This window comes from Gottfriedia acidiceleris, assembly GCF_004138285.1.
Lineage (GTDB): Bacteria > Bacillota > Bacilli > Bacillales > Bacillaceae_G > Gottfriedia > Gottfriedia acidiceleris_A.
Map to the genome: position 1 here is coordinate 1 of NZ_SCFN01000029.1, position 19,547 is coordinate 19,547.

Below are 19,547 nucleotides of genomic sequence, written 5' to 3' on the forward strand. Positions count from 1 at the left end.
ATCCCGTACGGGTCATACAACAACAAAAACGTTTGGTCTCTATAAGAGAGGCTAGGCGTTTTTTTTCTTTTCCAGGAACATGCGTCCTTGTCTCTTAATCCCATTCCTCATTTTATACTTACTCTCTTTATTCTAAATTTCGATTGACATAAAATTTAATAATTGCGTTTCTTTTACCCTATTAGAGAAATTATGCTGCAAGCTTTTCTCATATTTTGTAAAACAGTTGTACGTAAAAGCTTTTTCCGTCGAAGAAAACTTTTATTTGCCTTTGTCATTTTGACATATTCCTTCAATTGGACAAGTTAAAATATGTTCAATAAACCAAATCGGATGAGGTGGAAATATGACGAAACTGCAAAGAGGGTCTTCTAATTCTTCAGCAAGCTTGGTCCCTACTAATGGATTTCAATCAGTATTTCGGCAATCTTCTAAATCAATTAAATCCAAATTAGAGAGAGCATTCTTTGACTTTGGACTACTAATCTTTTTAACGGGATTTTTATTAGGACGAGCGTTGATACTATTACATATTCTCCCGTTTGTATTACCGTTTTTTGCCTCAGTTTACATGATGAAACGTGAGCGTACAGGTATAGCCTTTGTTGCACTTATGATCGGTTCATTAACTGTGTCGATTGAAACGGTTAGTTATGCATTTGCCACAATTATCCTATTTTTTATCCTTAACATTTTCTTCGCTAGAGTTAAACGACATTATATAGGTTTAGTACCTTTTCAAGTTTTTTTATCAGTATTTATTAGTCATCTATTAATTACTTATGCTTTTCAACAAGAAGTTCTGATGTATGATGTTTTGATGGCTTCAGTTGAAGCGGGATTAAGTTTTATTTTAACGATGATCTTTTTCCAAAGTGTACCTCTACTTGCGATTCCTAAAAGAAAACAGCTTTTAGGTGTTGAAGAAATCGTATGTTTAGTTATTCTTTTAGCTTCAGTTGTGACGGGAACAACTGATTGGTATATTCAAGATTTATCTATTCAGCACATTGTTACTAGATATATTGTCTTACTATTTGCCTTCGTAGCCGGAGGAACGGTCGGTTGTACAGTAGGGGTTGTAACGGGTCTTATACTAAGTCTAGCTAGTGTCTCAAGTCTATATCAAATGAGTTTATTAGCATTCTCTGGATTACTTGGTGGTCTTCTTAAAGAGGGAAAAAGGTTAGGTGCGGCAGCTGGATTATTAATTGGGACATGCCTAATCAGCTTTTATGCTGAGAAACAGTCAGATATTATTTTTTCAATCATTGAATCAGTGATAGCAATTGTCTTATTCTTAATAACACCATCTTTCCTACTAAAACAATTAGCTAAACTAGTACCTGGAACAGAAGAACACTCTACAGATCAACAACAATACTTGCGTAAAATAAGAGATTTAACGGCTAATCGAATTAATCAATTTTCAAACGTGTTTGAAGCATTATCTGCAAGTTTTTCACAGCCTAGCCAGTTTTCACAAATTGAAGACGAACTAACTGATGAAGAACTGTTTATTTGTAGTATTTCAAATAAGTGCTGTAATAGTTGTATGAAAAAGGACCATTGTTGGTCAAACAATGGTGACCGAACATATCAATACATGGAAAATATGATGCATTTAGTTGAAAAGGATCAGCTCATTAAGAATGGCCAATTTATGAGAGAGTGGGAAAAATATTGCCAGCGGTCTTCAAAAATGGCAGATTTAATGAAGCAAGAGGTTTTCTACTTCCGTGCAAATCAGAGACTTAAAAAACAAGTTCAAGAAAGTAGGAGATTAGTAGCAGAGCAATTGCGTGGGGTTTCAAAAGTAATGGTCGATTTTGCAAAAGAGATTCAACGAGAAAAAGAAAATCATCAATTACAGGAGGATCAAATCCTACAGGCTTTATTAAACTTTGGAATTGACGTTAGCCAAGTAGAAATTTATAACTTAGAGCAGGGTAATATTGATATAGATATTTTAATTCCGTTTGAAAACGAGTACGGTGAATGCCAAAAATTAATTGCGCCGATCCTATCAGATATTTTAAAAGAGACGATTGTCGTATTAAAAGAAGAAGCAGCGACAATACCAAATGGAGGTAATTACTTAGTTACATTTGGATCAGACAAGGCATTTGTTATTGAAACCGGGGTTGCGACTGCAGCTAAAGGTGGAGGCTTTATATCGGGTGATGCATTTAAAATAATGGATGTTGGAGCAGGAAAGCACGCTATTGCAATAAGTGATGGAATGGGAAATGGCGAGCGAGCTCATATTGAAAGTAATGAGACACTAAAACTACTTCAAAAAATATTAAATTCAGGTATTGAAGAAACAGTCGCTATTAAATCGATTAATTCGATTCTATCTTTACGTACTACTGAAGAGGTCTTTGCTACATTGGATTTAGCGATGGTCGATTTACACGATGCTTCAGCGAAATTCTTAAAAATTGGTTCATCACCAAGCTTTGTTAAACGAGGTAAGCAAGTTATTAAAATTGAAGGTAGTAATTTACCAATCGGGATCATTGATGAATTTGATGTAGAAGTCATAAGTGAGCAGTTAAAGGCTGGAGACTTATTAATTATGATGAGTGATGGTATTTTTGAGGGACCTAAACATGTTGAAAATTACGAAATGTGGATGAAACGTAAAATAAGTGAGTTTGAAACAGATGATCCGCAATCAGTAGCAGAATTGTTACTGGAGGAAGTAATTCGTTCGAATACAGGTGATATTAATGATGATATGACAGTTGTGGTTGCTGTTGTTAAACGAAACTTGCCAGAGTGGTCATCTATCTCATCATATAGTGCGATGGCTTAGTAAAATAAAATATAAAGGTTTATCCCCTCCCGTAATTGGACAAAATGGTAACAACTTTTACGCGGAGGGGATTTTGTATGTATAAAGGAAAGTTAAAACAAATTCTATTAATAACTGATGGTTATTCGAACCATGGTGAAGATCCGTTAGCTGTTTCTAGTCTGGCACAAGAATACGGTATTACAGTAAATGTAATTGGAATATTAGATGAAAATGTACAAAGTGGCGACGGTTTAAAAGAAATCGAGGAAATTGCTAGAGCAGGTGGAGGGATTAGTCAAGTCGTTTACACAAAGCAACTTTCTCAAACTGTCCAAATGGTTACTAGAAAAGCGATGACACAAACAATTCAAGGATTTGTTAATAAAGAATTAAAGCAAATTTTAGGCGATAGCAATTCGATTGAATCACTTCCTCCTTCAAAGCGAGAAGAGGTATATGAAGTTGTAGAGGATATCGGTGAAACTGTAGGTTTAGAAGTTATTATTTTAGTAGATACGAGTGCTAGTATGAAAGACAAACTAGAAACAGTTAAGGAATCATTATTTGATTTACAAATTAGTTTAAACTCAAGAACAGGAGAAAATGCCTACTCATTATTTATATTTCCTGGGAAACATGACGATGTAGACAAATTACTAGATTGGACACCTAAATTAGAAAAACTAAACACAATTTTTCCTAAGTTAACGATGGGTGGTATGACACCGACCGGTCCTGCTCTACGTGAGGCTTTAAACTATTTTAACGAACAAAACTACAATAGAGGTAATAATGGTGATGATGAACAATCAATTGAATGGGCAGATTAATTTAGCGCCTGGGACTCTCATTACTGGAAAGTGGAATAAAAACAAATACGAAATTAAGAGTTTACTTGGAAATGGAGCAAACGGAACAGTTTATCTAGCTTCTGGAAACACTGGAGATGTTGCTATTAAGCTGAGTAAAGATTCTACTAATATCACGAACGAAGTAAATGTTTTAAAAAAAATCACACAGGTCCAGGATTCATTCCTTGGGCCTTCTTTTATCGATGTAGATGACTATATTAATCCAGGAACAAATGAATGCTGCTATTACTATGTTATGGAATACGTAAATGGTGTAAGTTTACCAAAATTTATCGAAAGAAATGGAATGGAATGGAGTAGTATTTTTATCATACAAGTTTTATCATTATTAGATAAATTGCACCATAAAGGCTTTATTTTTGGAGATTTAAAAACAGATAATCTACTAGTTACGAAAGAACCAAATAAAATCCAGTGGATTGATTTTGGAGGAGTTACTCAAATTGGACGTGCAGTTAAAGAGTTTACGGAGTTCTTTGATCGTGGTTACTGGGGCTTAGGTTCTAGAAAAGCAGAAGTTTCCTATGACTTATTTGCTGTTACGATGATTTTTATCCACTTGCATTGTAAAAAGCAGTTTTTAAAAAATGGGCTGGGAATAAATCAGATTGAACAAGTAATTACTCAAACACAAACCCTTAATCCATATAAAGAATTTCTAATGAAGGGATTAAAAGGGGAGTATGTTAATGCAAGTGCTATGAAACAGGCTCTATTAATGTATGAACAAAAGATAAATGCTACAAAAAAGAAGAAGAGTAAAAATGTTCAAACTACTACAGCACAAACAAATTCGATGAATCAAACAAGGCAATCGAAAAAACAAAATCAGACTGCTAATCAAACAACACAATCCAAAAAAAATAGTCAGCCTACAAATCAATCTAGAAATTCAAATAGTCAGAATCAAAAATCTAACCAATCAACACAGACAAGAGCAGGGAACAATGTCCAAGTTAAGCAAAAGAAAAAAAGAATTCACTGGTTCGAAACATCGACCATTCTCCTGTTAATGGGCTTGGCCTATGCATTATATTTTTATTATCAGCTGTAAATTATAGTACTCCAAGTGTGTGAATGGTAACATATAGATATGAATTCTTTCATTAGGAGTATAGGTAAATGGTAATTAATCAATTAAAGGAATTTATAAAACAAAACAATATTATCAGAAATAGTGTAATTGTGATCGGTGTTTCTGGAGGTCCAGATTCAATGGCGTTAGCTCACTCTTTTTTATCAATCAGAGAGGACTACGAGTTCTCGATTATTATCGCACATGTAGATCATATGTTTAGAGGACAAGAATCTTTGGATGATTTGGAATATGTTAAGAACTGGTGCCTCCAAAATAACGTTCAATATGAAGGTAAGAGCATAAATGTAAATCAGTATATCGAGGAAACGGGATTAAGTAGTCAATTGGCGGCAAGGGAATGTCGATATCGTTTTTTTGACGAAACGATGAAGAAATATGAAGCGAATTATTTAGCTTTAGGTCATCATGGAGAAGACCAAGTTGAAACAATTTTGATGCGTTTAGTAAGAGGTAGCTCGCAGGTCGGTTACGCTGGCATTAGGGAAAAGAGATCTTTTAGTACAGGCGAAATTATTCGTCCATTTTTAGATTTAAGAAAACAAGCATTAACTACATATTGTCACGAACAAAGTATTATTCCTCGAAAAGATCCAAGTAATGATAAAGATGTTTACACAAGAAATCGATTTAGACATCATATTCTACCTTTTATTTTTGAAGAAAATCCAACTGCACACAAAAGATTCCAACAGTTTAGTAGACAGCAATTGGAAGATGATCTATATTTAATGGAATTAACTGAAGACGCAATGAATACAGTTATTAAAAATAAAGAAAAGCAAGCAGTCACTATTGATGTTAAACAGTTTTTAAATGTGCCTATATCTTTACAAAGAAGATGTATTCAACTAATATTAGATTATGTCTACCTATATATCCCTAAAGGCTTGACACAAGGGCATCTCAATTCAATTCTGACTTTATTACGAAATGAAAAATCCACGTGGGAGCAACATTTACCTGGAGGACTTTTTGTCACACGCTCATATAATGAATGCACCTTTACATTCGAACAAATGAATGTGAAGGATTATACTATTTCTATAAATGAGCCTGGCGTATACGAACTACCAAATGGTTTTTCAATAAAAGTTGAATTAAACAATAAAAGTTTTGAACCAAAAAACGACACGTTTATTTGTTCTGTCAAGGAAGTTTCTTTTCCACTCATTGTTCGGAATCGAAAGAATGGTGATCGAATGTCATTAAAGGGTATGAATGGGTCAAAAAAGTTAAAAGATATATTTATTGATGAAAAAATGAAACAATCATTACGTGATGAATGGCCAATAATTACGGATAGTCAAAATAATATATTATGGGTACCTTTCGTAAAGAAATCTGCATTTGAAAGAAATTTTTCGACAGATGAGTCACTCATTGCAATACAGGTGGTTTCTAAGAGTTTCTAGGAGGAAAAAATGAAACAAGACATTCAACAAGTATTAGTAAGTGAAGAGGCAATTCAACAAAAAGTAGTAGAATTAGGTGCAGTACTAACTGAAGAGTACAAAGACCGCTTTCCACTAGTAGTGGGTGTTTTAAAAGGAGCTCTTCCGTTCATGTCTGACCTTATCAAGCATATTGATACATATATCGAAATTGATTTTATGGATGTTTCTAGTTATGGACATAGTACAGTTTCTTCTGGTGAAGTAAAAATCGTAAAAGATTTAAATACTTCTGTAGAAGGAAGAGATGTAATCATTCTAGAAGATATTATTGATAGTGGTCTAACTTTAAATTATTTAGTTGAACTATTTAAACATCGCAAAGCTAATACAGTTAAGATCGTTACTTTATTAGATAAGCCAAGTGGACGTAAAGCAAATATTGAGGCTGATTTAGTTGGTTTTGAAGTACCAGATGCTTTCGTAGTAGGATATGGTTTAGATTATATTGAACGTTATCGAAATCTGCCGTATGTTGGCGTTTTAAAGCCTGAAGTTTACACGAAATAAGTCAAGTTTTATTCGTTTGTTTACATGGTATAACTATGCTACTATATAAAGTAATTAAATTGAAAGAGAGGAGGTTTGGAATTGAATCGAATTTTCCGTAATACAGTCTTTTACATATTAATCTTCTTAGTTGTGATCGGTGTTGTTACATATTTCAATGGGCCAGAATCTCAAGTTAAGAAAGTAAGTTACGATACATTTTATACTAAGTTACAAAAAGGAGCTGTTAGCAGCTTAACATCTATCCAACCTAAAAATGGAGTGTACATAGTAAGAGGTCACTTTACAGACGTAAAAAAAGGCGAATCTTTCCAAACTCAAGTACCAATTAGTGACGAAACGACAAAAATAGTTAACAAAGCAGTTGCTGACTATAAAATAAAGGCTAATTGGAATCCAGCTGAAACAACAAGTGCATGGGTGCAAATTTTCACTTCACTCATTCCATTTGTTATTATTTTCATTCTTTTCTTCTTCTTAATGAATCAAGCACAAGGTGGCGGAAGCCGTGTTATGAACTTTGGGAAGAGCAAAGCTCGTCTTTATAATGACGAGAAAAAGAAAGTACGATTTAAAGATGTTGCAGGTGCAGATGAAGAGAAGCAAGAGCTTGTTGAAGTAGTAGAGTTCTTGAAGGATCCTCGTAAATTTTCTGAATTAGGTGCAAGAATTCCTAAAGGGGTACTATTAGTAGGACCTCCTGGAACAGGTAAAACATTATTAGCAAGAGCTGTTGCAGGAGAAGCTGGAGTTCCATTCTTCTCAATCAGTGGTTCTGATTTCGTTGAAATGTTTGTAGGGGTCGGTGCTTCTCGTGTTCGTGATTTATTTGAAAATGCGAAGAAAAACGCTCCTTGTATCATATTTATAGATGAGATCGATGCTGTAGGTCGTCAACGTGGTGCTGGATTAGGTGGAGGTCACGATGAGCGTGAACAAACATTAAACCAGTTACTTGTTGAGATGGATGGTTTCGGTGCTAACGAAGGTATTATCATCATCGCGGCAACAAACCGTGCAGATGTTCTTGACCCAGCGTTATTACGTCCAGGTCGATTTGACAGACAGATTACGGTAGATCGTCCAGATGTAATAGGACGTGAAGCAGTATTAAAAGTTCATTCAAGAAATAAACCATTGTCACCAGAAGTAGACTTAAAAGCTATTGCTCAAAGAACTCCTGGATTCTCTGGTGCAGATTTAGAGAATTTATTAAACGAAGCGGCATTAGTTGCAGCTCGTCGTGATAAAAAGAAAATCGATATGCTTGATATTGACGAAGCAACTGACCGTGTAATTGCGGGTCCTGCTAAGAAAAATAAAGTTATATCTCAAAAAGAGCGAAAAATTGTTGCGTTCCATGAAGCTGGACACACGGTTATTGGCCAAGTGTTAGATGAGGCTGAAATGGTTCATAAAGTAACGATTGTACCTCGTGGTCAAGCTGGTGGTTATGCAGTAATGCTTCCAAAAGAAGATCGTTACTTTATGACAAAACCAGAATTACTTGATAAAATTACAGGTCTACTTGGTGGACGTGTTGCTGAAGAAGTGGTATTTGGTGAAGTAAGTACAGGAGCTCATAATGACTTCCAACGTGCAACAGGTATTGCTCGTCGTATGGTTACTGAGTTCGGTATGAGCGATAAACTAGGTCCATTACAGTTTGGTCAATCTCAAGGAGGAAATGTATTCCTTGGTAGAGACTTTAATAATGAACAAAATTATAGTGATAAAATTGCTTATGAAATCGACGTAGAGATTCAAACAATCATTAAAGAATGTTATGCAAAAGCAACTGATATTATTAAGAAGCATCGCGATAAATTAGACTTGCTTGCTAACACATTATTAGAAGTGGAAACTTTAGATGCAAAAGGAATTAAGAGTCTTTGGGAACAAGGCACACTTCCTACATCTCCAACTTCAAAAGATGAGGTTAAAGTCAATATTTCTAAAAAGAATGATGAACCAACTGAGCCTAAAATCACTGAATAAAAAATGAAGAGTGTCTTTCTAGACACTCTTTCTTTTGTTTATTGGTGAAAAAGTCAAATAGACCAATACCATGGAAAAAATCGGTTCAATGAAGCGTTTTAAAAAAACAATTCGAACCCATGCCCACAGCAGAAAGCATCTATTTTTAAACTACTATCAACTTGTGTTATCATTATTTTTATAGTGATTAAAAAATGTACTTGAGACAAAAAATATAAAATAAAAGTTTTATTTTTGAAATGGAGAGACGGTGGATTATATGTTATTTGTAATCGATGTAGGAAATACAAATACTGTTTTAGGTGTTTACCAAGAAGACGAGTTAATACATCATTGGAGAATTGAGACGAATCGTTATAAAACGGAAGATGAGTACGGTATGGTCATTGGTTCATTACTTGAATATGCAGGTATTGGGTTTGATGAGTTTCATGCAGTTATTATTTCATCAGTTGTCCCACCGATTATGTTCTCATTGGAAAGAATGGCGACAAAATACTTTAAACAAAAGCCACTAATCGTTGGTCCTGGTATAAAGACAGGTTTAAACATAAAATATGATAATCCGAAAGAAGTGGGCGCAGACCGAATTGTTAATGCGGTTGCTGGAATCGCACAATACGGAAGTCCGCTAATTATTGTAGATTTCGGAACGGCTACTACATATTGTTATATAGATGAAAATAAAAATTACATCGGCGGAGCTATTGCACCAGGCATCAATATTTCAACAGAGGCACTATATACAAAGGCTTCAAAACTGCCTCGTATTGAGCTTTCAAGACCTTCTAATATTGTCGGTCGTACAACTGTAGAGGCAATGCAGGTTGGAATCTTATATGGTTATGTAGGTCAAGTTGAAGGTATAGTAAAACGAATGAAAGCTCAAGCAAAGGTAGAACCTACTGTTATAGCAACAGGCGGTCTTGCATCATTAATATCTAAGGAATCAGATATCATTGATGTCATGGATCCGTATTTAACATTAAAAGGTCTACATTTAATTTATAAACGAAATTCTTAAAAAGGGGTACATCATGAAAGATTATTTAGTAAAAGCATTAGCTTTTAACGGTGAAGTCCGTGCATATAGCGTTAGATCAACAAATATTGTAAAAGAAGCTCAAGAACGTCATGACACTTGGTCAAACGCTTCTGCTGCATTGGGTCGTACATTAACAGCTGCTACAATGATGGGTGCTATGTTAAAAGGCGATGAAAAGCTAACTTTAAAGGTTGAAGGTAATGGCCCAATTGGCCATATTTTAGTCGATAGTAATGCAAAAGGTGAAGTACGAGGATATGTACAAAATCCGCATGTACAAACTGAACTGAACAAGCATGGAAAAATAGATGTAGCTAAAGCTGTTGGTACTGTAGGTACAATCTCAGTGGTTAAAGATATTGGTATGAAAGAACCTTTCACAGGATCAGTACCTATTGTGTCAGGTGAACTTGGTGAAGACTTTACTTACTATTTTGCTGTATCTGAACAAACACCTTCATCTGTAGGTGTCGGCGTATTAGTAAACCCAGATCATTCGATTTTAGCAAGTGGAGGATTTATTATTCAAATCTTACCTGGCGCTAGCGAAGAATGTATTACACAAATTGAAAATCGTTTAAAAACGATAAAACCAGTCTCTAAACTAATTGAAGAAGGCCTTACTCCGGAAGAAATTTTATATGAAGTGTTAGGAAAAGAAGAAGTTAAAGTTTTAGAAACGATGGATGTAAAATTCCAATGTCAATGCTCAAGAGAGAGAATTGAAGGTGCTCTTTTAAGTATTGGTAAACAAGAATTAGAATTAATATTAGAAGAGGATGGAGAAGCAGAAGTAACTTGTCATTTCTGTAATCAACCTTATCATTATTCTGGTGAACAATTAAAAGAATTAATTAACAAATTGTAGGTGAAAATTAAAGGAATTTGTCGAGCTTTCTTTTCATAATTTATTATGAATTTCATACAAGTTATGTATAGGAGAAAGTAATTGACAGATTCTTTTGTTTTTTACATAATGTATATTAAACAGGTCAATATACTAGGAATTAGGAGTGGATGAAATGAAAGTTGCAAATTCAGTTTACGAATTAATCGGTAGAACTCCAATTGTAAAACTTAACAGATTAGTAGATGAGGACAGCGCGGAAATTTACTTAAAACTAGAATTTATGAATCCTGGTAGCAGTGTTAAAGATCGTATTGCACTTGCGATGATTGAGGATTCGGAGAAAAAAGGTTTAATAAAACCAGGTGATACAATTATTGAACCGACTAGTGGAAATACTGGTATTGGATTAGCAATGGTAGCAGCTGCTAAAGGCTACAAAACAGTTCTAGTAATGCCAGAAACAATGAGTATTGAGAGACGAAACTTATTACGTGCATATGGTGCAGAATTAGTTCTAACTCCAGGTCCTGAAGGTATGGGAGGAGCAATTCGTAAAGCGGATGAATTAGCAAAAGAAAATGGATATTTCGTTCCACAACAGTTTAATAATATTGCAAATCCTGAAGTCCACCGTTTAACAACTGGTCCTGAAATTGTTGAGCAAATGGGAGACCAACTTGATGCATTTATTTCAGGAGTAGGTACAGGAGGAACAATCTCTGGTGCTGGAGCTGTGTTAAAAGAAGCATACCCTGGAATTAATATTGTCGCAGTTGAACCTGAAGACTCTCCAGTTTTATCAGGTGGTAAACCAGGTCCGCACAAAATACAAGGTATTGGAGCAGGGTTTATACCTGAAACATTAAACACGGATATTTATGATGAAATCGTTCAAATCAAAAATGACGATGCAATGGAGACGGCTAGAAAAGTAGCAAAAGAGGAAGGTTTACTAGTAGGCATCTCTTCTGGTGCTGCAATTAGTGCTGCATTACAAGTTGCAAAAAAACTTGGAAAAGGTAAAAAAGTACTTGCGATCATTCCAAGTAATGGAGAGCGTTATTTAAGTACAGCATTATACCAATTTGAGTAATTATTTAATCGATTAAATGATAATTTTAAAATCTCTTTGCAAGCTGCAAAGGGGTTTTTTGTTTTTCCATAAAATGCTTTGATGTATACTTCTTACTTTTTGTGTAAAATGAAAAAAGAAGCGCTATCAGAGGGGGATATTCACATGAATTATGAAATCTTTTCAAAAGTTATCAATTATACTACACCTTTCTTTAAATACTTTGTAGAAACGGCAAAAGAGAAAAAGAATGCCGTACTTCTTGAAAGTGGTCGTGACGGAAGATATTCAATTATGGCATCTAATCCTGTTGCGAAGTTATATGGAAAAGATAATAAATTAACGGTCGAAGTAGGGATTGAGGGATGCTCAGGAAAAGTGGAGTATGAAGGAAATCCAATTGATCTAGCAAAGGAATATCTATCTAAATACACAACGGAAAAAAGAGATGACTTACCACCATTTCAAGGTGGAGCAATCGGTTATTTCACATATGACTGTAACCATTATATCGAAGACTTACCATCAATGGCTGAGGATGTTTATCATATTCCAGATGTTTATTTATTAATCTTCCATGAAGTGATTATTTATGACCATCAAGAAAAACAATTATATTTTATTGTTATAGATGAAATGAAATATGCTGATAAAGCACAAGAACGACTAGACTCCTTAGAAGAGTTCTTCATTAGTGAAATAGAGCAAATCGATTTATCTAAAAGAACTTCTACCGAAGAGATTGAAAAAACAATTTATATGTCTGAACAAAAATTTACGGATGCTGTTGGAAATGTTAAAGAATATATCAGTGCGGGGGATGTATTCCAGGTGAATTTATCTGTACTACAATCTGAAACGCTGGTAACAGATCCACTGTATATATATGAGCAGCTTAGAGAAATAAATCCTTCACCATATATGTCCTATTTAGATTTTGACGAGTTTAAAATTGTTAGTTGCTCACCAGAGCTATTAGTAGCAAAACGTGATCAAGAAGTTTGGACAAGACCAATAGCAGGTACAAGGTCTCGTGGTAAAACAGTTGAAGAAGAACAACAACTGATGGAAGAACTACGTTCAAATGAAAAAGAACAAGCTGAGCATATTATGCTAGTTGATTTAGAGCGCAATGATTTAGGAAGAGTATGCGAATATGGAACTGTTGAAGTAGACGAACTATTAGTAATCGAAAAGTATTCGCATGTAATGCACCTTGTTTCAAATGTTAGAGGTGAGCTACAAAAGGGTAAAGATTCATTTGACTTATTAAAGGCAGTATTTCCCGGGGGAACAATAACAGGAGCTCCAAAAATCCGTACGATGGAAATTATTGAAGAACTAGAGCCAACAAAGCGTGGCATTTATACAGGTTCTGTTGGATGGATTAGCTTCACTGGAGATATGGAGTTAAACATTACGATTCGAACAATGATTACAAAAGACCAGCAAGCATATGTACAAGCTGGTGCTGGTATTGTTATTGATTCTAATCCAAAACATGAGTATTTAGAAAGCCTTAAGAAAGCTCAAGCTTTATGGACAGCTAAGAAAGTAAGTGAAGAAAAAGCAAAGTTGGGTGGGAATGTAGAATGATATTAATGATTGATAATTATGATTCATTTACCTATAATCTAGTTCAATATTTAGGCGAATTAGGTGAAGAGTTAATTGTAAAACGAAATGATGAAATTACTTTAGAAGAAATCGAAGCATTAGCCCCATCTTATTTGATGATTTCACCAGGTCCTTGTACACCAAACGAAGCTGGAATCAGTTTAAAAGCAATTGAACACTTTGCTGGGAAAATCCCAATTTTGGGCGTATGCTTAGGTCACCAATCAATCGCTCAAGTGTTTGGAGGTGATGTAGTACGTGCAGAACGCTTAATGCACGGAAAAACATCGGCAATTACACATGAAGGATTAGGGTTATTTAATGATTTACCATCACCAATTGACGTTACACGATATCACTCTTTAATTGTTAAAAAAGAAACTTTCCCTGAGGAGCTTGAAATAACAGCTTGGACGAATGAGGGAGAAATCATGGCTTTAAAACATAAGACGTTACCGATCGAAGGTGTACAATTTCATCCGGAATCGATTATGTCACAATTCGGTAAAGAAATGCTTAGAAACTTTTTACAAGCATATAAACCGTCTAGGAGTACAGTATGAAACTATATTTTAATGGAGAATTCTTGAATGATCATGAAGTGAAAATATCTCCATTTGATCATGGCTTTTTATATGGCTTAGGAGTTTTTGAAACATTTCGGATCTATAATGGGCATCCATTTTTACTATTTGATCATTTAAAGCGTTTAAGAAAGTCGTTATTAAACCTGAATATCGAGTGGAATTTGCTAGATGAGGAAATACAAACGATTTTAAATAAGTTAATTGAATTAAATGAGTTACAAGATGCGTATATACGTTTGAATGTTTCAGCGGGTATTGGAGAAATAGGTTTATACACTGGTAAGTATTCGGATCCAAATACAATCATTTTTATTAAACCTATGCATGAAAGTAATATCTTTGAGAAAGAAGGGGTAATACTAAATACCCCTCGAAACTCTCCTGAAGGAAAAGAGCGACTAAAATCTCATCATTATTTAAATAATATTATCGGGAAAAAAGAGATCGGTAACTCACCAAGTATAGAAGGAATCTTTTTAAACAAAGATGGGTTTCTTTCAGAAGGTATCGTTTCAAATCTTTTCTTTATTAACCAAGGTCGATTATATACACCACACGTTGATACGGGAATCTTGAATGGGATAACGAGACAGTTCGTGATTCATTGGGCTAAATTAAAAGGGATTACAGTCGAAGAGGGCTTCTACACGGAGCAAGAGCTGTTAAAAGCGGATGAAATATTCATTTCAAACTCAATTCAAGAAATTATTCCCGTTACAGTAATTGGCGAGCGGTTCTTTAATGTTAGTGAAAGTAGCATAATAAAGGATTTACAAAAGGATTATAGACTTTACCGAAAATCCTTATTAAGCATGAATGAAATGGAAAGAAGTGAACAAGCGTGAGAAGAGCAACAAAACCTTTGATTTGTGGAAATTACTCATTACCAATTCAGAATGAAACAATTGTGATGGGGATTTTAAACGTAACTCCGGACTCATTTTCTGATGGTGGTCGATACAACGAAATTGAATTAGCAATACAACATGCAAAGAAGTTAATTGCTGATGGAGCAAAAATTATTGATGTAGGTGGAGAATCGACAAGACCTGGAGCTGCCACAGTTGATGTAGACGAAGAGTTAAGAAGAGTAGTTCCGATTATTACAGCATTATCTAAAGAAATTGGCGTCCCTATTTCAATTGATACATATAAATCTGAAGTGGCAAAGCAAGCCGTTGAAGCAGGCGCTACAATCATTAATGATGTTTGGGGAGCAAAGAAAGACCCTAAAATTGCTGAAGTGGCTGCAGCTTACAATGTTCCAATTTGTTTAATGCACAATCGAACGGATGAAAACTATTATAGTTTAATGAGTGATCTTGTCTGTGATTTAGTAGAAAGTATTAATATTGCAAAACGCGCAGGTGTAAAGGATGAAATGATTATTTTAGATCCGGGTGTTGGTTTTGCAAAATCAGCTGGTCAGAATTTGGAAGTTTTAAACCAAATGGATCAAATCAAGGCATTGGATTATCCAGTGTTACTTGGTACTTCTCGAAAAAGGTTTATAGGGGAGGTTCTTGGTACTGAAGTACATGAGCGAATGGAAGGTACAGGGGCTACAGTCTGTTTAGGTATAACGAAAGGCTGTGAAATTGTACGAGTACATGATGTATTAGCGATTTCTCGTATGACTAAAATGATGGATGCGATGTTAAAGATTGGAGTAAAAAATGGATAAAATTTATGTAACAGGTATGAGATTTTATGGATACCATGGTGTATTTAAAGAGGAAAAAACATTAGGGCAACGATTTAATGTTGATTTAATTGTCGAATTAGATACAAAAAAAGCAGGAGAAACTGATGATTTGGCGTATTCAGTAAGTTACGCAGACTTATTTAAAACCTGCGAAGAAGTAGTTCAAGGTCAGTCTTATGATTTAGTTGAATCAGTGGCTGAAGAGATTGCCAAACAAATATTAAATACATATGATTTAATTCAACAATGTACTGTAAAAGTCATAAAACCAGATCCACCAATACCAGGACATTATGATTTTGTAGCGGTTGAAATAACAAGAGGTCGCATATGAAAAATGAATCATATTTAAGTTTAGGAACGAATATAGGCGACCGAGAAGGTTTTCTTACAAAGGCTATTAGGGAATTAGTGAATTATCCCGATATTCAAGTAGAACAAATCTCTTCTATATATGAAACAGACCCAGTTGGATACGTAGACCAAGATCCATTTTTAAATCTCGTTATTAAAATTTCTACCAATTTGACACCACTTCAATTACTTGATGTTACACAAGGGATTGAACACAACCTTGGTAGAAAAAGGGAATTGCGTTGGGGTCCAAGAACAATAGACCTTGACATTTTACTCTATAATCACGAAGATATAGAAGTTGAGCACCTAAGAATACCACACCCGAGAATGTTTGAAAGAAGCTTTGTATTAATCCCCTTAAAAGAAATTAACCAATCAATTAAGGTTGAAACTAAATTTTTAGAGGATAAAGGAGTTCGATTATGGAAGCTGAAAAGTGGGGTAGACGGATTAGGGCTTTTAGAAAATTAAAAGGTTTTACCCAAGAAGGCTTTGCGAAAAACCTTGGAGTTTCTGTATCAGTATTAGGTGAAGTTGAGCGAGGGAATCGTATGCCGACTGAACAGTTTTTGCATGATTGTGCAAAACAATTAAAGGTAAGTGTAGAGGAATTATCAATATAGATTTTTATTGTAATAGAAGGAGGATGGGATGTGCTGAAAATTGGTGACATCGAGATGAAAAATCCCGTCGTATTAGCACCGATGGCCGGAGTTTGTAACTCTGCTTTCCGTTTAACAGTAAAAGAATTTGGTGCAGGTTTAGTATGCGCAGAAATGGTAAGTGATAAAGCTATTCTTCACAATAATAAAAAGACATTAGATATGCTTTATATGGATGAACGTGAAAAGCCATTAAGCTTACAAATTTTTGGTGGTGAAAAATCAACATTAGTTGAAGCTGCTAAGTACGTTGACGAAAATACTAATGCAGATATTATTGATATTAATATGGGGTGTCCTGTTCCTAAGATTACAAAAGTAGACGCAGGAGCTAAATGGCTTTTAGACCCAAACAAAATTCATGAAATGGTATATGCTGTAGCACAGAATGTAAGTAAACCAGTTACAGTTAAAATGCGTCTTGGATGGGATGACGATCACATTTATGTAGTAGAAAATGCAAAAGCAGTAGAAGCAGCGGGTGGAAAAGCAGTGGCGATCCATGGACGAACTCGTTATCAAATGTATGAAGGGAAATCTGATTGGAGCTGGATTAAAGAAGTTAAAAATCAGGTTTCGATTCCGGTAATCGGTAATGGTGATGTAGAGACTCCTCAAGATGCCAAGCGTATGTTAGATGAAACAGGCTGTGATGGCGTAATGATTGGTCGTGCTGCATTAGGAAATCCATGGATGATTTATCGTACAGTTAAATATTTGGAATCTGGTGTATTAATGCCAGAGCCAGAACCACGTGAAAAAATTGATGTATGTTTATTGCATTTAGACCGATTAATTGATTTGAAGAATGAACATGTAGCTGTAATGGAAATGAGAAAACATGCTGCATGGTATTTAAAAGGTTTGAAAGGCAATGCATTAGTTCGTAATCAAATTAACGAGGTTAGTACTCGTGCTCAAATGGTTGAATTATTAACAACATACGTTAATGAAGTGGAAGAAAAAATGAAAGCTGCTCAAGCTTTGTAAGTTTGACAGGTTTCGCTTGACAAAATATAATAAGTTATAGTAAACAAAACTGCCAGATCGAATTACTGGCAGTTTTTCTATTAAAATCATATTGTATTTAAATATTTATTGAATAATTACGTGGAGTTGAGAAAATGAGTCACGAAGAATTAAATGATCAAGCCCTTATACGTAGGGAGAAATTAAAAACACTTGAAGGAAAAGGTATCGATCCATTCGGTAAAAAGTTTGTGCGCACACATTCTTCAAATGATTTATTAGCGCAATTTGACCAGTTTTCTAAGGAAGAATTAGAAGAAAAAGCGATTGTTGTTTCATTTGCAGGTCGAGTAATGACTAAACGTGGTAAAGGTAAAGCTGGATTTGCACATGTTCAAGATTTAAATGGACAAGTTCAAATCTATGTACGTAAAGATGCTGTAGGCGAAGAACAATATGAAATCTTTGATATTACTGATTTAGGTGATATTGTAGGTGTTACTGGTGTGGTATTTAAAACGAATGTAGGGGAATTATCTATTAAAGTTAAAGAATATACATTCCTTTCAAAAGCGTTATTACCACTTCCTGATAAATTCCATGGTTTACAAGATGTTGAACAACGTTACCGTCAAAGATATTTAGATTTAATGAATATGGATAGCCGACAAACATTTATTGCTCGCAGTAAAATTATCCAATCTATGAGACGTTATTTAGATAGCCAAGGTTATTTAGAAGTTGAAACTCCTATGCTACATGCTATTGCAGGTGGAGCTTCTGCAAGACCGTTTATCACTCATCATAACGCGCTTGATATGGAATTATATATGCGTATTGCAATTGAGCTACACTTAAAACGACTAATTGTAGGTGGACTTGAAAAAGTTTATGAAATTGGTCGTGTATTCCGTAATGAAGGTATTTCTACTCGTCATAACCCAGAGTTTACGATGATTGAATTATATGAAGCTTATGCTGATTATGCTGACATTATGGAACTTACTGAGAATCTAATTGCTCATATCGCTAAAGAAGTTTTAGGTACTACTACTATTCCTTACGGTGAGTACACAGTAAACCTAGAGCCAAAATGGACTAGACTTCATATGGTAGATGCGATTAAAGAAGCTTGTGGAGTAGATTTCTGGCCAGAGATGTCAGTTGAGCAAGCAAGACAATATGCTAAAGAACATAATGTTGAAGTTAATGAGAATATGTCTGTTGGTCATATTATTAACGAGTTCTTTGAACAAAAAGTTGAGGAAACATTAATTCAACCTACATTTATTTATGGACACCCTGTTGAAATTTCACCGCTTGCGAAAAAGAATGCTGACGATCCACGTTTTACTGATCGTTTTGAGTTATTTATTGTGGCACGTGAACATGCTAACGCATTTACAGAGTTAAATGATCCAATTGACCAAAAAGAGCGTTTTGAAGCACAGCTTAAAGAACGTGAGCTTGGTAATGATGAAGCACATATGATGGATGATGATTACATCGAAGCATTAGAGCATGGTATGCCACCAACTGGTGGTCTTGGAATAGGTATTGATCGATTAGTTATGTTGTTAACTAATTCTCCTTCAATCCGTGACGTTCTATTGTTCCCATTAATGAGACATAAATAAGATTTAACTAACTGGCTAAAGGAATACTTTTAGCCAGTTTTTTATGATTGGATGTATCTTTTTAAAGGAATAGGGACATCATTTATTTATTGGAATCTGGTAGAAACTATCTGAATAAAAAGAATTTAAAATTAGGTATTGTATTTTGTTTTTATAGGTGTTATATTATTAAACGTTGTCACATTAATACGAAATGACAACGAGAAAAACTTTTAAAAAAACATTGACAACATTTGATAGAAAATGTTAAGATGTTTAAGTCGCCTCAGAGCGGCAAAGTGAACTTTGAAAACTAAACAAAACATGAAGTAAA

The 19,547-nt window shown here is 34.7% G+C and carries 18 protein-coding genes; all 18 read left to right on the top strand.

Going from position 1 to position 19,547, the window contains the following annotated elements:
* The first annotated feature begins 346 nt into the window (after positions 1-346).
* The 18 genes from spoIIE to lysS all read left to right on the top strand — a co-directional run bounded on the left by spoIIE (position 347) and on the right by lysS (position 19,234).
* Positions 347-2,821, top strand: coding sequence for a stage II sporulation protein E (gene spoIIE / locus EP747_RS22370; protein WP_129692203.1), 2,475 nt, complete (start codon positions 347-349; stop codon positions 2,819-2,821).
* Positions 2,822-2,898: 77 nt separating this feature from the next.
* Positions 2,899-3,633, top strand: a complete 735-nt coding sequence (locus EP747_RS22375) for a VWA domain-containing protein (protein ID WP_069033966.1) — start codon at positions 2,899-2,901, stop codon at positions 3,631-3,633.
* The gene (locus tag EP747_RS22380; RefSeq protein ID WP_165347227.1) at positions 3,602-4,729 is read left to right on the top strand and encodes a protein kinase domain-containing protein; all 1,128 of its coding nucleotides are present in this window, start codon (positions 3,602-3,604) and stop codon (positions 4,727-4,729) included. The genes EP747_RS22375 and EP747_RS22380 overlap by 32 nt, the downstream gene beginning before the upstream one ends.
* Before the next feature lie 68 nt (positions 4,730-4,797).
* Complete coding sequence (gene tilS, locus EP747_RS22385; protein WP_129692205.1) at positions 4,798-6,186, top strand: tRNA lysidine(34) synthetase TilS; 1,389 nt, start codon at positions 4,798-4,800, stop codon at positions 6,184-6,186.
* 9 nt (positions 6,187-6,195) lie between these two features.
* Positions 6,196-6,735: a hypoxanthine phosphoribosyltransferase gene (gene hpt, locus EP747_RS22390; RefSeq protein WP_088014785.1), complete on the top strand. Its 540-nt coding sequence runs from the start codon at positions 6,196-6,198 to the stop codon at positions 6,733-6,735.
* A gap of 81 nt (positions 6,736-6,816) precedes the next feature.
* Positions 6,817-8,733, top strand: a complete 1,917-nt coding sequence (gene ftsH / locus EP747_RS22395) for an ATP-dependent zinc metalloprotease FtsH (RefSeq protein ID WP_129692206.1) — start codon at positions 6,817-6,819, stop codon at positions 8,731-8,733.
* A gap of 259 nt (positions 8,734-8,992) precedes the next feature.
* Entirely contained in the window at positions 8,993-9,757 is a 765-nt protein-coding gene (locus EP747_RS22400) for a type III pantothenate kinase (RefSeq protein ID WP_056474433.1), read from the top strand.
* A gap of 13 nt (positions 9,758-9,770) precedes the next feature.
* Complete coding sequence (gene hslO / locus EP747_RS22405) at positions 9,771-10,646, top strand: Hsp33 family molecular chaperone HslO (protein ID WP_129692207.1); 876 nt, start codon at positions 9,771-9,773, stop codon at positions 10,644-10,646.
* A 154-nt stretch (positions 10,647-10,800) separates the two neighbouring features.
* A complete protein-coding gene (gene cysK / locus EP747_RS22410) occupies positions 10,801-11,721 on the top strand; it encodes a cysteine synthase A (RefSeq protein WP_129692208.1) in 921 nt (306 codons plus the stop codon).
* A gap of 144 nt (positions 11,722-11,865) precedes the next feature.
* On the top strand, positions 11,866-13,296 hold the full coding sequence (locus tag EP747_RS22415; protein ID WP_129692209.1) for an anthranilate synthase component I family protein: 1,431 nt from the start codon (positions 11,866-11,868) through the stop codon (positions 13,294-13,296).
* Complete coding sequence (gene pabA, locus EP747_RS22420) at positions 13,293-13,880, top strand: aminodeoxychorismate/anthranilate synthase component II (RefSeq protein ID WP_097979251.1); 588 nt, start codon at positions 13,293-13,295, stop codon at positions 13,878-13,880. The genes EP747_RS22415 and pabA overlap by 4 nt, the downstream gene beginning before the upstream one ends.
* On the top strand, positions 13,877-14,749 hold the full coding sequence (gene pabC / locus EP747_RS22425) for an aminodeoxychorismate lyase (protein WP_129692210.1): 873 nt from the start codon (positions 13,877-13,879) through the stop codon (positions 14,747-14,749). Before pabA ends, pabC begins: the two co-directional genes overlap by 4 nt.
* Complete coding sequence (gene folP, locus EP747_RS22430) at positions 14,746-15,588, top strand: dihydropteroate synthase (protein WP_235832973.1); 843 nt, start codon at positions 14,746-14,748, stop codon at positions 15,586-15,588. The genes pabC and folP overlap by 4 nt, the downstream gene beginning before the upstream one ends.
* Entirely contained in the window at positions 15,581-15,943 is a 363-nt protein-coding gene (gene folB / locus EP747_RS22435; RefSeq protein ID WP_056474411.1) for a dihydroneopterin aldolase, read from the top strand. The genes folP and folB overlap by 8 nt, the downstream gene beginning before the upstream one ends.
* Positions 15,940-16,437 (top strand): 2-amino-4-hydroxy-6-hydroxymethyldihydropteridine diphosphokinase, encoded by a 498-nt coding sequence (folK, locus tag EP747_RS22440; RefSeq protein ID WP_129692211.1) that lies wholly within the window; start codon positions 15,940-15,942, stop codon positions 16,435-16,437. The genes folB and folK overlap by 4 nt, the downstream gene beginning before the upstream one ends.
* Positions 16,389-16,589 (top strand): helix-turn-helix domain-containing protein, encoded by a 201-nt coding sequence (locus EP747_RS22445; protein ID WP_056474403.1) that lies wholly within the window; start codon positions 16,389-16,391, stop codon positions 16,587-16,589. Before folK ends, EP747_RS22445 begins: the two co-directional genes overlap by 49 nt.
* Before the next feature lie 30 nt (positions 16,590-16,619).
* A complete protein-coding gene (gene dusB, locus EP747_RS22450) occupies positions 16,620-17,618 on the top strand; it encodes a tRNA dihydrouridine synthase DusB (RefSeq protein WP_129692212.1) in 999 nt (332 codons plus the stop codon).
* A 134-nt stretch (positions 17,619-17,752) separates the two neighbouring features.
* On the top strand, positions 17,753-19,234 hold the full coding sequence (gene lysS / locus EP747_RS22455) for a lysine--tRNA ligase (protein ID WP_069033980.1): 1,482 nt from the start codon (positions 17,753-17,755) through the stop codon (positions 19,232-19,234).
* Positions 19,235-19,547: the final 313 nt, after the last annotated feature.

Excerpts from the sequence above, each read along its gene's own strand:
- pabA (WP_097979251.1), top strand. The coding sequence starts at position 13,293 with ATGATATTAATGATTGATAATTATGATTCATTTACCTATAATCTAGTT.
- tilS (WP_129692205.1), top strand. The coding sequence starts at position 4,798 with ATGGTAATTAATCAATTAAAGGAATTTATAAAACAAAACAATATTATC.
- spoIIE (WP_129692203.1), top strand. The coding sequence starts at position 347 with ATGACGAAACTGCAAAGAGGGTCTTCTAATTCTTCAGCAAGCTTGGTC.
- lysS (WP_069033980.1), top strand. The coding sequence starts at position 17,753 with ATGAGTCACGAAGAATTAAATGATCAAGCCCTTATACGTAGGGAGAAA.
- EP747_RS22415 (WP_129692209.1), top strand. The coding sequence starts at position 11,866 with ATGAATTATGAAATCTTTTCAAAAGTTATCAATTATACTACACCTTTC.
- pabC (WP_129692210.1), top strand. The coding sequence starts at position 13,877 with ATGAAACTATATTTTAATGGAGAATTCTTGAATGATCATGAAGTGAAA.
- EP747_RS22375 (WP_069033966.1), top strand. The coding sequence starts at position 2,899 with ATGTATAAAGGAAAGTTAAAACAAATTCTATTAATAACTGATGGTTAT.
- hslO (WP_129692207.1), top strand. The coding sequence starts at position 9,771 with ATGAAAGATTATTTAGTAAAAGCATTAGCTTTTAACGGTGAAGTCCGT.
- folK (WP_129692211.1), top strand. The coding sequence starts at position 15,940 with ATGAAAAATGAATCATATTTAAGTTTAGGAACGAATATAGGCGACCGA.
- EP747_RS22400 (WP_056474433.1), top strand. The coding sequence starts at position 8,993 with ATGTTATTTGTAATCGATGTAGGAAATACAAATACTGTTTTAGGTGTT.
- EP747_RS22445 (WP_056474403.1), top strand. The coding sequence starts at position 16,389 with ATGGAAGCTGAAAAGTGGGGTAGACGGATTAGGGCTTTTAGAAAATTA.
- EP747_RS22380 (WP_165347227.1), top strand. The coding sequence starts at position 3,602 with ATGATGAACAATCAATTGAATGGGCAGATTAATTTAGCGCCTGGGACT.
- folB (WP_056474411.1), top strand. The coding sequence starts at position 15,581 with ATGGATAAAATTTATGTAACAGGTATGAGATTTTATGGATACCATGGT.
- hpt (WP_088014785.1), top strand. The coding sequence starts at position 6,196 with ATGAAACAAGACATTCAACAAGTATTAGTAAGTGAAGAGGCAATTCAA.
- cysK (WP_129692208.1), top strand. The coding sequence starts at position 10,801 with ATGAAAGTTGCAAATTCAGTTTACGAATTAATCGGTAGAACTCCAATT.